This is a genomic window from Albimonas sp., assembly GCF_055129145.1.
Map to the genome: position 1 here is coordinate 1 of NZ_JBSRTQ010000012.1, position 14,153 is coordinate 14,153.

Annotated in this window: 17 protein-coding genes; 1 reads left to right on the forward strand and 16 read right to left on the reverse strand. The window is 69.7% G+C overall.

The window, feature by feature from the left end; translation table 11 throughout:
- On the forward strand, positions 1–1,238 hold a 1,238-nt coding region (locus tag ACTB72_RS03705), incomplete at its 5' end, for a pyruvate dehydrogenase complex dihydrolipoamide acetyltransferase (protein ID WP_463035638.1).
- Between the two features lie 84 nt (positions 1,239–1,322).
- Here ACTB72_RS03705 and cysE read toward each other — a convergent pair.
- The 16 genes from cysE to ACTB72_RS03785 all read right to left on the reverse strand — a co-directional run bounded on the left by cysE (position 1,323) and on the right by ACTB72_RS03785 (position 14,143).
- A complete protein-coding gene (cysE, locus tag ACTB72_RS03710) occupies positions 1,323–2,126 on the reverse strand; it encodes a serine O-acetyltransferase (RefSeq protein WP_463035639.1) in 804 nt (267 codons plus the stop codon).
- A 133-nt stretch (positions 2,127–2,259) separates the two neighbouring features.
- Complete coding sequence (locus ACTB72_RS03715; RefSeq protein ID WP_463035640.1) at positions 2,260–2,958, reverse strand: DUF2793 domain-containing protein; 699 nt, start codon at positions 2,956–2,958, stop codon at positions 2,260–2,262.
- Entirely contained in the window at positions 2,951–6,886 is a 3,936-nt protein-coding gene (locus ACTB72_RS03720) for a baseplate multidomain protein megatron (RefSeq protein ID WP_463035641.1), read from the reverse strand. The genes ACTB72_RS03715 and ACTB72_RS03720 overlap by 8 nt, the downstream gene beginning before the upstream one ends.
- Before the next feature lie 3 nt (positions 6,887–6,889).
- Entirely contained in the window at positions 6,890–7,327 is a 438-nt protein-coding gene (locus ACTB72_RS03725; protein WP_463035642.1) for an NlpC/P60 family protein, read from the reverse strand.
- Complete coding sequence (locus ACTB72_RS03730; RefSeq protein ID WP_463035643.1) at positions 7,320–8,213, reverse strand: DUF2163 domain-containing protein; 894 nt, start codon at positions 8,211–8,213, stop codon at positions 7,320–7,322. Before ACTB72_RS03730 ends, ACTB72_RS03725 begins: the two co-directional genes overlap by 8 nt.
- On the reverse strand, positions 8,213–8,845 hold the full coding sequence (locus ACTB72_RS03735) for a phage distal tail protein, Rcc01695 family (RefSeq protein WP_463035644.1): 633 nt from the start codon (positions 8,843–8,845) through the stop codon (positions 8,213–8,215). The genes ACTB72_RS03730 and ACTB72_RS03735 overlap by 1 nt, the downstream gene beginning before the upstream one ends.
- A 9-nt stretch (positions 8,846–8,854) precedes the next feature.
- The gene (locus ACTB72_RS03740) at positions 8,855–9,523 is read right to left on the reverse strand and encodes a phage tail tape measure protein (protein WP_463035645.1); all 669 of its coding nucleotides are present in this window, start codon (positions 9,521–9,523) and stop codon (positions 8,855–8,857) included.
- Positions 9,520–9,747: a rcc01693 family protein gene (locus tag ACTB72_RS03745; protein ID WP_463035646.1), complete on the reverse strand. Its 228-nt coding sequence runs from the start codon at positions 9,745–9,747 to the stop codon at positions 9,520–9,522. The genes ACTB72_RS03740 and ACTB72_RS03745 overlap by 4 nt, the downstream gene beginning before the upstream one ends.
- A gap of 3 nt (positions 9,748–9,750) precedes the next feature.
- A complete protein-coding gene (locus ACTB72_RS03750) occupies positions 9,751–10,068 on the reverse strand; it encodes a gene transfer agent family protein (protein ID WP_463035647.1) in 318 nt (105 codons plus the stop codon).
- Position 10,069: 1 nt separating this feature from the next.
- Positions 10,070–10,477 (reverse strand): phage major tail protein, TP901-1 family, encoded by a 408-nt coding sequence (locus ACTB72_RS03755; protein WP_463035648.1) that lies wholly within the window; start codon positions 10,475–10,477, stop codon positions 10,070–10,072.
- Between the two features lie 21 nt (positions 10,478–10,498).
- Positions 10,499–10,915 carry a DUF3168 domain-containing protein gene (locus ACTB72_RS03760; RefSeq protein WP_463035649.1) on the reverse strand — a complete coding sequence of 139 codons (417 nt, stop codon included), beginning with the start codon at positions 10,913–10,915 and terminating at the stop codon, positions 10,499–10,501.
- Positions 10,912–11,247, reverse strand: a complete 336-nt coding sequence (locus tag ACTB72_RS03765; RefSeq protein WP_463035689.1) for a phage head closure protein — start codon at positions 11,245–11,247, stop codon at positions 10,912–10,914. Before ACTB72_RS03765 ends, ACTB72_RS03760 begins: the two co-directional genes overlap by 4 nt.
- Positions 11,248–11,261: 14 nt before the next feature.
- Positions 11,262–11,843 (reverse strand): head-tail connector protein, encoded by a 582-nt coding sequence (locus ACTB72_RS03770; protein WP_463035650.1) that lies wholly within the window; start codon positions 11,841–11,843, stop codon positions 11,262–11,264.
- A gap of 12 nt (positions 11,844–11,855) precedes the next feature.
- Entirely contained in the window at positions 11,856–12,146 is a 291-nt protein-coding gene (locus tag ACTB72_RS03775) for a phage fiber-tail adaptor protein (protein ID WP_463035651.1), read from the reverse strand.
- A gap of 194 nt (positions 12,147–12,340) precedes the next feature.
- Positions 12,341–13,513, reverse strand: coding sequence for a phage major capsid protein (locus tag ACTB72_RS03780; RefSeq protein WP_463035652.1), 1,173 nt, complete (start codon positions 13,511–13,513; stop codon positions 12,341–12,343).
- Positions 13,514–13,558: 45 nt separating this feature from the next.
- Positions 13,559–14,143, reverse strand: coding sequence for an HK97 family phage prohead protease (locus ACTB72_RS03785; protein WP_463035653.1), 585 nt, complete (start codon positions 14,141–14,143; stop codon positions 13,559–13,561).
- Positions 14,144–14,153: the final 10 nt, after the last annotated feature.

A 14,153-nucleotide genomic window follows, 5' to 3' on the forward strand; every position in this document is an offset into this window, starting at 1 on the left:
AGGTCTCCTCCGGCGACGTGATCGCGGAGATCGAGACCGACAAGGCCACGATGGAATTCGAGGCCGTCGACGAGGGCGTGATCGGGAAGATCCTGATCGCGGAGGGGACCGAGGGGGTGAAGGTCAACACCCCCATCGCGGTGCTGCTGGAGGAAGGCGAGGACGCCTCCGCCGCGGAGACCGCCGGTTCGCCGAAACCGGGGGCGGCGCCGGAGTCCGAGCCGGAGAAAGCCGAAGCGCCCGCGCAGAAGAAAGCGCCTGCCGAGGCGGCTTCGGCCGCACCGGCGGCGACCAAGGACGCGGAGGGGGAGCGCATCTTCGCCTCGCCGCTCGCCCGTCGCATCGCGGCGGACAAGGGGCTGGACCTGGCCTCGGTCAAGGGCTCGGGTCCGCACGGCCGCATCGTGAAGGCGGATGTCGAGGCGGCGAATCCCGCGGAGGCGAAGCCGGCTGACTCCAAGAGCGCCGAGGCCGCCGCGCCTGTCGCCAAACCCGCCGCGCCGACCCCGGCCGACGCCGAGGCGGTCAAGAAGCTCTATGCCGACGTGGCCTTCGAGGAGGTCAAGCTAGACGGCATGCGCCGGACCATCGCCACCCGGCTGGTCGAGGCCAAGCAGACCATCCCGCATTTCTACCTGCGGCGGGAGATCGAGCTCGATGCGCTGATGGCGTTCCGCGGCGAGCTGAATGCGGCGCTGGGATCGCGTGGCGTGAAACTCTCGGTGAACGACTTCATCATCAAGGCCTGCGCGCTGGCTCTGCAGCAGGTGCCGGACTGCAACGCGGTCTGGGCCGGCGACCGGATCCTGAAGTTCCAGGCTTCGGACGTGGCGGTGGCTGTGGCGATCGAGGGGGGGCTGTTCACGCCGGTGCTGCGCTCGGCCGATGCGAAGTCGATCTCGGCGCTCTCGGCCGAGATGAAGGACCTCGCCGCCCGCGCCCGCGACCGCAAGCTCGCGCCCAAGGAATATCAGGGCGGGTCCTTCGCGATCTCCAATCTCGGGATGATGGGGATCGAGAATTTCGACGCGGTGATCAACCCGCCGCATGCCTCGATCCTCGCGGTCGGGGCCGGGCTGAAGAAGCCGGTGGTCGGGGCGGATGGCGAGATCAAGGTGGCGACGATGATGTCTGTGACGCTTTCGGTCGACCACCGGGTGATCGACGGCGCGCTGGGGGCCCAGTTCCTCGCCGCGGTGAAGGAAGCGCTGGAAAATCCGGTGGCGATGCTGGCCTGAGGGTCAAAGAATCCGCCTTGGAAACGAAAAAAACGCCGGCCCCGAAGGGCCGGCGTTTCGCGTTTCAGGCTGCGGTCCGACGGGTCACATGATCTGGTCCATGCTCAGCGAGGGCTGGTCGCAACCCGCGTCGCCCACCACCTTGGCGGGAACGCCCGCCACGGTCTTGCAGGGCGGCACGTCGGCGAGCACCACCGAGCCGGCCGCGATTCGGCTGCAATGCCCGATGGTGATGTTGCCGAGGATCTTCGCCCCAGCCCCCATCAGCACCCCGTTGCCCACTTTGGGATGACGGTCGCCATCGGTCTTGCCGGTCCCGCCCAGCGTCACCGAATGCAGCATCGAGCAATTGTCGCCCACCACCGCCGTCTCGCCGATGACGATCGAATGCGCGTGGTCGATCATGATGCCACGGCCCACCTTGGCGCCGGGATGGATGTCCACGCCGAACACCTCGGAAGCGCGCATCTGGATGAACCAGGCCACGTCCCGACGTCCCTGCGTCCAAAGCGCGTGCGCGACCCGATAGGCCTGCACCGCCAGGAAGCCTTTGAAGAACAGCAGGGGCTGGATGTAGAAATGGCAGGCGGGATCGCGTTCGTAAACTGCGACGGCATCGGCGCGCGCGGCGGCGCCGATGCCGGTGTTGTCGCCAATCGTCTGGCGGGCGATGTCCTGCAGGATCAGCGCCGACATGTCGGCGGCCGACAGCTTCTGCGCGATGCGATAGGCGAGCGCATCCTCGAAGCTCTCATGATGCAGGACCGTGGCGTGGACCAGGCTGCCGATCAGCGGCTCCCGCTCCACCATGTCCCGGGCCTCTTCACGGATGCGCGACCAGACCGGGTCGAGCTTGGCGAGGGCCTGGTCCTTCGGGGCGACGGACATGTCGATCTCTCCCTAGGATCGCGCGAAGACGCGCTGCTTGGAGGGAGATCGTTGCCCCAGTTTTGATTTCAAGCCAAGCGCCCATCCTGAATCGTGACGAATACGATGATCGATCGCCACCACACCGCTACCCTCAGGCCGGCGGCGCGACCAGCTCCACCCGGTAGACATGGATCATCACCCGACCGCCAGTGAAGTTGCCGCCCTCGGGGCTCAGCTTCAGCTTTACGTTGCTGGAATAGGCGATGGGGGCGGTCAGGCCGGAGCGGACCTGCCCGCCGACGCCCGTGGTCAGGCCGGAGCCGTAGCGGGTCTCGGCCTCATTGATGCCCAGCGACCAGCCGGTGACGCCGGTGATCTGCGCCTTGACCCGCGCGGTCACGCCCAGCACCACGGAGCGTGACGGGATCTGGCCGGTCGTGGTCTGCGCTCCCCCCGCCGTGATCATGTGTTCGATCTCGATGATCTCGATGGCCCCCGCCTGCGCCGCAGGCAAGGTCAGCGTCGTCCACATGCCGTAGGCGAAGACCGACTCGGCGCCCTCGTCCTCCACGAAGGCCCGCCAGCCAGTGAGCGGTTGCACGAAGTCCCAGCCGCCGTTGAGGAAGATGGCGATCTTCTGCGCCTGCCCCGCCCAGACGCCGGTCGCCCCGGTCGCCACCGCGTAGCGGTCGCCCTCCGCCGCTCCGCCCGGCGGAGTGGCGAGCGTCCGGCTTTTCAGCGAGAGCTGCACCAGCCAGTCCAGCTTCGACAGCGCCTCGTTGACGGTGATGTGCTTTTGCGCCTGACCGGCGGCCAGAAGCGGGAGTTCCAGGTTGGCGGTGTCAGCCATCGATCGTCACCTTCCCATCATGTCCCGGCCCGACGGCCGCGGAGATCTGCGCGATTTCGAACGTCGCCATGGCGCCTATGCCGTCTCCGGCCTGCTGCGCCGTGGTATAGAGGAAGGCTGGCGTGGTCACTTCCGTGGTCCGCACCACCGAACCTCCGGGAGAGCGCACCCGCACGCGGTAGCGCTCAGCCTCTTCGAACAGCGGCGTCTCGCCGGCCGGCCAGGTGTCGGCGTCGCGCCGCCCCCGCCGGATCCAGGTCACCGACACGTCGCCATTTGGCCCCCGCTCCGCCCGCAGCATGGTCGGTGCGTGCGGCCGCAAGGGCGCGCCCTCCCAGGTCCAGACCGCATGAGCGAAGCTCGAGTCCCCGATATCGGCTGATCGCGGCCCGATCCGGTAGTGACGCATGACGTCCAGCGCCGCCTCGCCGAGGTTCAGCCCGACCAGCCGGTTATCCAGCTGCACCAGCGTCGAACCCGTCGGCGTCGGATCGCCGATCAGCGTCTCGGTGCCGCCCAGCCCGCGCAGGAAATTCGACAACTTGTAGGTGTTGGTCGAGACCAGCTGCGCGGTGCGGAACTGGATCAGCTCCCACCCTCCGAGTGGGGAAGACAGCGCCGCCAGGTTGGCCCCGTTGAACACCGCCAGCTCGTCCGCCGAACTCAACGTGCCCGACAGCATCCGCACCTGCACCTCGAGCCCCCGTGTCCAACGCCAGGGCTCGCGCTTGGCCATTGCGCCGATCAGCTGCCCGACCACCGCGGGCCGACTGGTCGCCCCCAGCGCCGTATAGCTTTCGTCCCGGTCCGATCCGTAGACCGCGACGGTTCCCGGCCAGGGCGTCGACCAGGTCGCCACGTAGCCGCGCGTCTCCGACCCGTCGAAGATCGCCCAGGGCACGTCGAGCAACCGGTATCCCGGCGCTCCCACGCTGGTGCGGGAGTCGAGCGCAGACTCCGGTTGCGACGGGAATGCGCGCGCGCCGAGCTGATAGTTCGCCGGCTCGATCCGCGTGGCGTCGATTCGGCGGAACTGCCCCTCGACAATCCGGTCGATGCGGAACTCTGGATCGCCTTCGGCGCCGAAGCGCACCACGTCGCCCGGCTCCAGCGACAACTGAGCGTTCGGCAGGCCGAAGCTCAGCGTTTCGCGCGCCACCGCGCTTTCCCGCGCCCATCGCTCGGCGATGGCCACCGCCCTGCCCCGCGACATGGCGATGGGCAAGTCCGAACCCTGCACGCCCCGCGCCGCGCCGTCCGGGTTGATCACCTCGGCCGCCCCGGTCTGATAGCCCGCATCGGTCCTCAGGAACCCGATCCGGACCTCGCGAAGCGCTGCGCTTTCCGAGGCGCGGATCCGTTCGACATCCCGGTCCGGCCCCGCACCTTCGGCCACCACTTCGGTCTCGTCCAACGCGATGGTCGGCAGCTGGCCCCGCATCACGAAGCGCAGCTTGCCCTGGCTCTCATAGGCATCGAACCCCTCGGCGATCATCAGCGCCTGCAGCGCCTCGCGCGGGGTCTGGACCTTTTCCTGAACAAAGCCGTCAACCAGTGCGTGAAGCCCGGCAACGTCCACGTCAACCAGTCCCGCCTCGTCGCAGATCTCCGCGACGATCCGGTCCAGCGACCCCGCCGTGACCCGCCCGTTCAGCCAGTGCCCGAATTCGTAGTTATCCCCGTCCGACCAAAGGTCGAGCCGACGCGGAAACTCCGGCCATGGCCGCGCATCCCAGGTCCACACATAGCTGTTGGACAGGTCGAGCATCGTCCCCGGATAGCGCGTCGAGTCCGGGTTGTTCTCCGCCTTGCCCCAGTGCAGCTGCGCCGCCTGAAGCATGCGCCTCTGGATCAGGTCATCGCGCAGACCGGACGAGAAATACGGATAGCCATGCTCCGACGATTTCGGATCGGCGAACACGTTCGGCTGATTGGTCCCCTTGTCGATGGCGCTGCACCCGATCTCCGTCAGCCAGATCGGCTTGGAGCGCGGGCGCCACGCGGTCCGGTCCTCCTCACGCACACCGTTGACGCGCTGGTAATGCGCCCGGCTCCACCAGTTCTTCAGGTCCTTGTTGCGCCAGATCCAGTCCTCGCCGTGCAGACCGTCGACGATGGGCGTGCGCACCTGCGCCAGCCGGTCGGCATCCGAGGCGTAGTACCAGTCATAGCCCTCGCCCGCCGAAAATCGTGAGGCGAGATAGTCGAGATCGTAAATCGTCGACGCCTCCTGCGCATCCAGATGCGCGCGCCCATCCCGCCAGTCGCTCAGCGGCGCGTACCAGTCGATGCCGACGAAATCGATATGACGATTGGCCCAGAGCGGGTCGAGGTGGAACAGCCGGTCCCCGGTGCCGTCAGCCGGTTGATGGCCGAAATACTCCGACCAGTCCGCCGCGTAGCCGAGCTTCACCGTGTCGCCAAGCACTCCGCGCACGTCCTTGGCCAGCCGGATGAACTCGTCCACCGCCGGATAGGCCGTGCGCGCCGACCGGATCTGGGTCAACGCCCGCATCTCCGACCCGATGCAGAACGCGTCCACACCGCCCGCCAGAGCGCAGAGATGCGCGTAGTGCAGGATGAACCGCCGCATCCGCCAGTCGGAGCCGCCCCCATAGACCACCGTGTCGCCGCTGGCCACGAATTCCCAAGGCTCAGCCGTGCCGAAGAAGTCCGCCACCTCATCGACCGCCGCCGCCGTCCCATCGGGGGATCCCGCCTGTCCCGGCGCCAGCGAGGTGGTGATCCGCCCCCGCCACGGAAAAGCCGACTGCTCCGAATTCCAACCCCAAGGATCGGTCTTGCCGTTGTCGCCCGGCACGTCCATCAGGATGAATGGATAGAAATTCACCCGGATCCCGCGCGATTTCAGTTCGCGGATGTAGCGGACCACCGACCCGTCCGAGGGCGTGCCTCCGAAAACCGGTCGCCCCTCGCCATCGCGGCTGACAAGATAGGCCGCGTCGCGCTTCTGCCCGGCCACTTCCCAGACATGAGGCGCCGTGACCGTCTCCGCGTATTCCGCGCCCGGCCGCAGCCGACACTCACCGCAGCGCAGGTCGTCACCGAACCAGCTCACCACCAGCGACACGGCCTCGAGGTTGGGCAGCTCCTCGACCAGCTGATCCAGCGCCGCCACGGCGTCTGTCCGATCCGACCAGGCGTTGAGGTTGGCGTAACGCTCCTGTCCCTCGCCCTGGATCACTCGGATCGGGTCCGTCTCCAGCACGAACTCGCCCGAGCCTGGCGACATCGCCACCGCCTTGACGATCTTGTGGATGCGCAGCTCGCCCTCTTCCCCGACCTCGACGTTCTTGGGGGAGCGCGGCCGCCGGAACACCTCGACCGAGATCTGCGGGATACGGTTGCCGTAATCGCCGACCGGCAGATCCTCGAACACCATGTAGGCGACGCCGCGGAATCCGGGCGCCTCGCCCTCCACCGCTTCGATGGCGGAATCCGGGCCCTGCTCCTCCGTGCCGCGATGCAGCCGCCACTGGATGGCGTCGGTGTTGACCTGCTTGCCGTCGAACCACATGCGCCCGATCCGGGTGATCGGCCCCTCGCAAAGCGCCACCGCGAAACTGATCGTGTAGCTGTAGTCGCGAACGCTGGGCCCGCCCTTGCCGCCGCCGTTCTCGCGCACATGCTCGCGGAACCGGGTCGACCAGATGATCTGACCCGCCACGCGCATCCGCCCGTAGACCCGCGGCACCGGCGCGCCCTCGTTGGCCGCCTGGATCTTGAGCCCCGACGCCCGGCCCCGCACCACGGCGTCGGAACCGCCGCCGAGGATGGTCTGGTCGAGCACGGCGCCGAGCACCGCGCCCCCGGCCTGGCCGATGGCCGCCGCGCCGACGCCCAGAATCGAGCCGCCGGCCGCGGTCCCCAGGGCCGTGCCGGCCGCGGCTAGTACGAGCGTCGCCATGATCTACTCCGGATAGCTGAAGGCCGCGACGATGCGGCGGCGCCAGGACGGCCCGAGGGACGAGGCGACGACGCCTCGCCCCGAATAGGCGTGGATCATCCGCGCCTCGCCCGGCCCGGTTTCGACAAGGATGCCCAGGTGCTTGGCGGGCCCCCGCTCGCGCATGCGAAACAGCAGCACGTCGCCCGGCCGCGCTTGAGGCGGCGCGACCGGCCCCATGTGGCGAAGCGCGGCCTCCATCAGCCGCTCCTCGCGGCTGGGCTCGGACCAGTCGGAGCTGTAGGCGGGCGGCGCCTCGGGCTCAGGTCCAACCACTTCCCGCCACACGCCCCGCACCAGGCCCAGGCAATCCGCGCCCGCCCCCCGCACGCTGGCTTGATGGCGATAGGGTGTGCCGAGCCAGCCGCGCGCGGCGGCCACGATCGCCGCGCAGTCAGACATCGAACAGCGAGCCCCCGTCATGGTTCTCGTCCAAGCGAGGATAGGTCGTCAGCCAATCCTCGCCCGGGATCATCGGAAAGCCGCGGAAGTTGATGAAATTGGAGAACTTCGCCTTGCAGGTCGTCGCGGTCTTGTCGCAGCCCGCATAGACCCGGAAGCTGTCGCCGAGCTTGATCGCCGCCTCCGGCGTGTTCCAAAGGTCGATCACCCGCAGCCCGCTCTGCGCGTAAAAGCTGCGCACCGTGGCGCTGGTCCCGGCATTGGCGCCGGAGGTCCATTCCAACCGCCCGGCCGAGAAGAACCCTGCCTCCTGATCGCCCGCGTTCCCGGCGATCACGAAGCGCCGCGCATCCTGAACCGCGCTCACCGTCCCGGTCTTGTTCAGCGCGCCGCTCAGATCCACGCGACACCGTGCATCCCCCAGATCGGCATCGCAAAGCCGCTGGAAAATCCGCCCCATCGGTCGGTTGAGCAGCTCAGCCTGGCCCAGAACTTCCATCTCGAACGCATTGGAACCGCGCCGGATTTCACCCACCCGCCCCACGCTCAGCTTCGCTCGCCGCGCCACGTCGCGATAGTCGACCACCCACTGGGTGATCACCGCCCCGTCATAGAACCCGCGTCCGATATCCGCCTCCGTGATCGCCTCCGAGCGCAACGCGCCCGAAGCTTCCACATTGTCCACCGCCAGGCCCAGCGACTGCTCCATCTCGGTGCGCGCGAAGCCGGTTTCCGGCTCGAATTCCACCGCATCGAAGCTCAGCGGCAGGTCGTGGTCGGTGAAGCCCAGCACCACCCCATCCTTGCGCGCCACCGTCCAGCACCGGCACAATGTCGTCGCCTCGGAGGCGAGCTCCGCGGCCAGATCCTCATCGAATTCGCGCATCAGACCCGAACCTCCACCACGGGGATCGAGGGGATGTCGCCGGCCTCGAGCGCCGACAGCGTCGCCACGATCCGGTCGGTGTCGAAACGCACCGGCACGTCGAATTCGAATCCGGCGGTGATCGACGCCCCGGCGTCCGGCGCGGTGGTGAAGCTCACCAGACCCGAGGCGTGATTGACGATGAAGTCGGCTGCGTAGACCTTCTCCTCGCCGTCCACCGCCATCCGCACCGAACTCGCCACCGGCTTCGAGATCACCCGCGTCCAGGCGTTGACCACCGCGGGGTAGATCTTGACCAGCTGGAACGCGGTCCGGGTCCCGTCCCCCGTCCCGATCCGCTGATCGGTCGGCGCGATCACGCCGCCCGGGAGGCATGATTTGTGGTCCATCGGGTCCTTCCAGCGGAACGCGTGCAACTGCCCGCGCCGCGCCTCGAAGAACGCCACCACCTCCGCCAGATCGTCGAGCGAGCTCAGCCCAACGCCCGCATCGTAGCGCCGGCGCGACTCCGCCCAGTTGGTGTTGCGCTGCTCGAACCCGTTGGCGAGCGACACGATCTCGGTCCGGCGCTGCGGCCCGCCGGAGGATCCGACCGACAGCCGGTCCGGAAAGCGCACGTCATGAAAAGCCATCTTCCGTCCTCACCCGTTGCGCTGACCCATGCGGACCGCCCGCGCCAGCTGCGCCGCGACCTGGCTCTGCGATTTCTGGAAGCCGGCGACATCCGACGTATGGATGTGGACCGTCACGTTGACGGCCCGTCCGCCGCCCGACGCGACGCCGAGCCTACCGTCCGCCCCGCGCTGAAGCGGCAGGATCGCCTCAGGTCCCGCCTCGCCCATGAGCCCGGTCCCGCCGCGCATCGGGAACAGCGTCGGCCCTTCCACCACCCCGCCCCCCGCGAAAGCCCGCGGCCGACCGCCCGAGAATGCGCCGCCCCGGGCGAAGGCCGAGAACCCCGAAAACAGCCCCGCGATTCCCACGCCGATCGCGCCCGTAAGCCCTTGCGTCACCGCCCCATGCACCGGCGCCAGCGCCGCATCGAACGTCCGCCCGGCCAGGTCAGTCCCCAGCCGCTGCAGAACGGCCGAAGCGCCGCCCCCGCCCGTCACCAGTCGGTCGAACGCGCCCCGCAACGAGCCCGAGATCGCCCCCGCCAGCCCCTTGGCCTCGCGCGTGGTGTCGCGCATCTCGCCGCGCATCCGGCGCAGCTCGTCCGAAACGCCGGCGGCGCCCTCCTCGGTGCCGCCCGCAGCGCTCGAGACATCGCGCAGCGCCGTGCCGATATCGGTGTCCGAGTAGATGCTCATGCCTCGTTCTCCCGTTTCGCCGCGTCGGGAAACCGCGCGGCCAGCGCAGCAAGGTCCTTGCGCGCCATCGGTCCCACGGACCGGCTCCCGCCCGCCGGCTCCGCCGCCGCGCGGAATTCGCGCGGCGTCATCGCCCAGAACACGTCGGGCGGCAGCCTCAGCCCGCCCAGGCCCAGCCGCATCAGCGCCGGCCAGTCGATCAGCGCGCCCGGCTCATCCGCCATCGCTCAGCGCTCCAGCGGCGCGAAAGTCGCGAACAGCAGCTGCGCCGCGGCCCGGGTCGCCCCGCCCGCGCCGCCCTCGACCTGCATCGCCGCGAAGGCATTGTCGGAAACCTCGAGCCCCCCGCCCCGCAACCCCGCCGCCAGCAGCGCGATCAGATCGCCCGCCCGGTAGCCGCCGCCCTCGAACCGCTCCACCAGCGCCGCCAGACCGCCGACGCCCAGCGTCGTCTCCAGCTCCGCCAGCCCGCCCAGCGTCAGACGCAGGACGCGCGGAACCCCGTCGACCACCAGCTCCACCTCGCCCCGCGCCGCGTTCGCCATCTCAGGCGGCCGCGAAGCTCAGCGCGCCGGCGGAGGCGAGCGATACCTCGTAGACCGCCTCCCCGTCATGCTGGCCCGAATATTCCAGCGCTGTGATCTGGAACGCACCCTCGACCGTCCCGAAATCCGGCACGATCACCTGGAAAGACGGGACCGATCCGTCGAAGAACGCCTGGCGCATGGTCGCGTCGGTCGAGGCGTCGAGAAAGACCCCCGACCCCGAGATCGAGGCGCTGCGCAGCCCCGCCCCCGCCAGCAGCTCGCGCCACCGCCCGGTCGAGCCGACATGGGTCACGTCCACCGTCTCGGCATTGAAGGCGATCCGCGTCGCCCGCAGTCCCGCCACCGTGGCGTAGCCGGAGCCCGTATCGACCTTCAACAGAAGGTCCTTCCCCATCTGAGCAGCCATTTCAGTCGCCTTTCCAGTGGATTAGTGTTCGATCCGGAACCGGAACCGCAGGTCGATCCTGCGCCCGCCCTCTTGTTCCCGGCGGGCCTTGGCGCCGATGAAATCCGCGCTCGCCACCCGGCCGGACGGCAAGGCGGACACGCTCCCGGTCATCGCGGCCGCCACCTGTTCCGCCGCGAGCTTCGCCGCCGCGAAGCCCTCGCCTGCCGCGAGGACCGAGATATCGACCTCATGCGCAGACCCGGCCAGCCCCTGGGCCGACCAGTCCGCCACCCGTTCTTCGCCGATCAGCACGTAGAGGCCCCCGGCGCTCTCCGGTCCGTCCGCATGGGGAGGCGTGTCCCAGATCCGGTCGCCGGCCAGCGCCGCCAACCCGGTCGAACCGCTCAGCGCCGCGAAGATCGCGGTCTGCAACGCGGCCGAAGCCTCATAGCTCATTCCGCGATCTCCTCGTCGGCCCAGCAGGTCAGGAACCGCCCGCGGGCATCGGCTTCGGTCACCGCGCGGATGCGATAGGTGCGCCCGTCCTCACGGAACCGCTGATCGGCGCGGGGTCGCGTGTCCGCTCCCACCGGGGCCGCCCGCACCAGGATCCGGTGCGAGACCCGGCTCCCCTGCCGCTCACCTCGCTCCAGCGCTCGCCCGCTGCGCGGCGTGACCGCGCCCCACAGCACGCCCAGCTCCGCCCAGTTCACCGCCCCCCCGCCGGCGCCGTCGGCGACGCGCTGCGGCGCCTCCAGCACCAGCCGGCGGTTCAGCACCGGGGCCATGGGGACCGCGGCGCTCACAGCCGCAGCTCCCGGTGACGCGCGACCAGCGCCCGCACGCCGAAGGGCAGCGTGTCCAGCGGCTCGGCCGCGGCATGGCGCTGCTCGTAATACTGCGCCGCCAGCAGCATCACCGCCTGACGAAGCTCCTCGGGGATATCCGAGGGCGCGTCGCCGAACCCCGCCATCACCTCGACCTCGGCCACGCCGTCGGTAGGGATCGCGGGCAGGAACCGCCCGCCCTGCCCGGCCAGCCACGGCCGGAACCCGTCGGGGATCAGCACCCAGCGGTCGGCGTCCACCGCCTCCCAGACGCCCTCGGCATCGACCAGCGTGACCGCGTTGATCTGCGCCACCGGCGCCAGCGGGATCGCCACCCGCGCGGGGTTCCGCCACCGGGTCACGGTCCACTTGAACCGCCGCCGGATCAGGCGCTTGCCCACCAGCCCCTCGATCCCCGCCCCCGCCGCCCGGGCGCAGCGCTCGATCAGCGCCGCCTCATCCGGCGCGCCCGCGAAGCCCGTCGCCAGGCGCAGATGAGCGGCGAGCGCGTCCAGGTCCACCGGCGCGACCGCGGCCGGCTCAAGTTCCGTGATCATCGGACATCCTCCTCAGGCCGCCAGCACGCGCAGCATCACGCCCTGGCTCAGCACCCGATCCGCGCTGGTGCGCACCCGGTTCGACAGGTGGTAGACATGGCCGGCCCGCCCCCCGCGCAGCACCGCGGTCGAGGCCCCGCCCCCGCAGCTTGCGCCGACCAGCTCCAGCGCCAGCGCGTCCAGTTCCTGGGGCACGATCATCCAGCCCAGATCCTCGCGCACCGACTCGCCGGGCGCGAGATCCAGCCAGGCCAGCGCCACAGGCCGGGTCTCGTCGCATCGCTTGGTCAGGTACCCGCCCATCGCCGCATCCTCCGGCTCTCCTCCGGCGAAGCGCCGGCGGAACGTTCGACAAGAAGGCGCGCCCCCGCGCGGACCCGGTCACGACATTGGGGAAGCAGGATGCGAGCATCCCGCGCGGAGGCGCCCCGGTCGATCCGATCAGATCGACCTCCGCGGTGCGGCTCCGGCCGCGCCGCGGAACGGTCCGGCCCCGATCAGGAGGCCGAGAACTGCAGCAGCTTGATCGCCGAGAAGTCGGTCACGTCGCCGCCCACGCGCTTGGTGGCGTAGAACAGGACATGCGGCTTGGCGGAGAACGGATCGCGCAGCACCCGCAGGTCGGGACGCTCGGCGATGGTGTAGCCCGCTCCGAAATCGCCGAAGGCGACCGCCTTGGCCCCGGCGGAGATGTCGGGCATGTCCTCGCAGATCAGCACCGGATAGCCCATCAGGCGGGCCGGCTCGCCGGCGGCGAACCCGTCCGACCACAGGAACCGCCCGTCGGCGTCCTTCATCTTGCGCACCGCGCCGGCGGTCTTCGAGTTCATCACGAAGGTCGCCTTGGCGCGGTAGCGGGCGCCGAGCGAGTAGACCAGGTCCACGATCGCATCCGCCGGATCGGCCGAGGAGAAGTCGCCCGAAACGCCGGTCGGCACGTAGTTGAGCGTGCCCCAGCTTTCGCCCGAGCTCACATGCGCCACCGGATAGTCGAGGAAGCCGGTCGGCTGGTCGGACCCGTCGCCGTTGATGAAGGCGTCGCTCTCGGCGCGGGCGAACTTGTCGGCGATGCGGTCGGCGAGCCAGCCCTCGATGTCGAAGGCCGCGTCGTCCAGCAGCCGCTGGCTCGCCTTGGGCAGGGCCGACAGCTCATGGAGCGGGATCGACACGCGCTCGATCTGCGGCGTCGAGGTCTCGGAGACCGAGCCCGACTCCGAGGACCAGCCATGGCCGAAATCCGCATGGTCGACCAGCACGTCGAAGGCGTTGGCCTCCACCTGCACCACGTTGGCGATGGCGCGGACCGACCCCGCCCCGGTCAGCACCGACTGGATGCGGGCCGAGGTCTGCGGGTCGACCAGGTAGCCGCCCTCGGCGTTCACCGAGGTCGACATCCCCTTGCGCTCGACCGTCACGCCGCGCAGCGCGTCGTCGTCGCCCGAGCGCAGATAGGCCGACAGGGCCTTGCGATGCGGCAGGTCGAGATCGGCCGAGCGGCTCAGCGCGGGCCGGCCGGACACCCCGACCGATTTGCGGTCGATGGCTTCCAGGCGATCGTCCTGCGCCTTCAGGCGGGACTTCATCTCGTCCTGGAACACCCCGAATTCCCGCAGGAAGCCGGCGACCGCCGACTTGGTCTCAAAGCCTTGGCCCGGATTTGCGTTGGTCATGTAAGACTTTCCTTCGTCCATACGAATGCTTGAAGGGTCGAGAGGTCAGCCGCGAAAGCGGCCCCGCGCCTCGGCGATCGCGTCGGCCAGGGCCTCCGCCAGCGCCGCGTCTTCGGCGTCGTCGTCAGCCGCTTTCGCCGCCGAAGCACGCGCCTGGGGCAGCATCGGGAAGGTCACCAGCGACACCTCCCAAAGCTCCACCGCCTGCAGAAGCCGCCCGCCGCCCGGCGCGCGCCCCGCCTTGAGGGCGCGGTAGCCGATGGAAAGCCCATCGACCGCCCCCGCCCTGAGCAGCGACAGCGCTTCCGCGCCGCGCCGCACCTCGGTCAGCAGCCGCCCGCGGACCAGCAGCCCCTGCTCGTCCTCGCGCACCTGGTCCCACACGCCGATCGGCTGCGCGGGATCGTGCTGCCAGAGAAGTTTCACCGACCGCCTCGCGGCCCGGGTCGCGGCCAGGCTCGCCGCGAAGGCCCCCGGCTCGACCACGTCGCCCGACTGATCCGGCGTCCCGAACAACGAGGCGTAGCCCTCGATCCGCCCGTCATCGGCCACCGTCGCCACCTGGTCGAAGGCGACGAACTTCGTCTCCAGCCCGAATGCGCTCGGGCCGGATGGGATGAATTCCGTCATGTGCAGATCC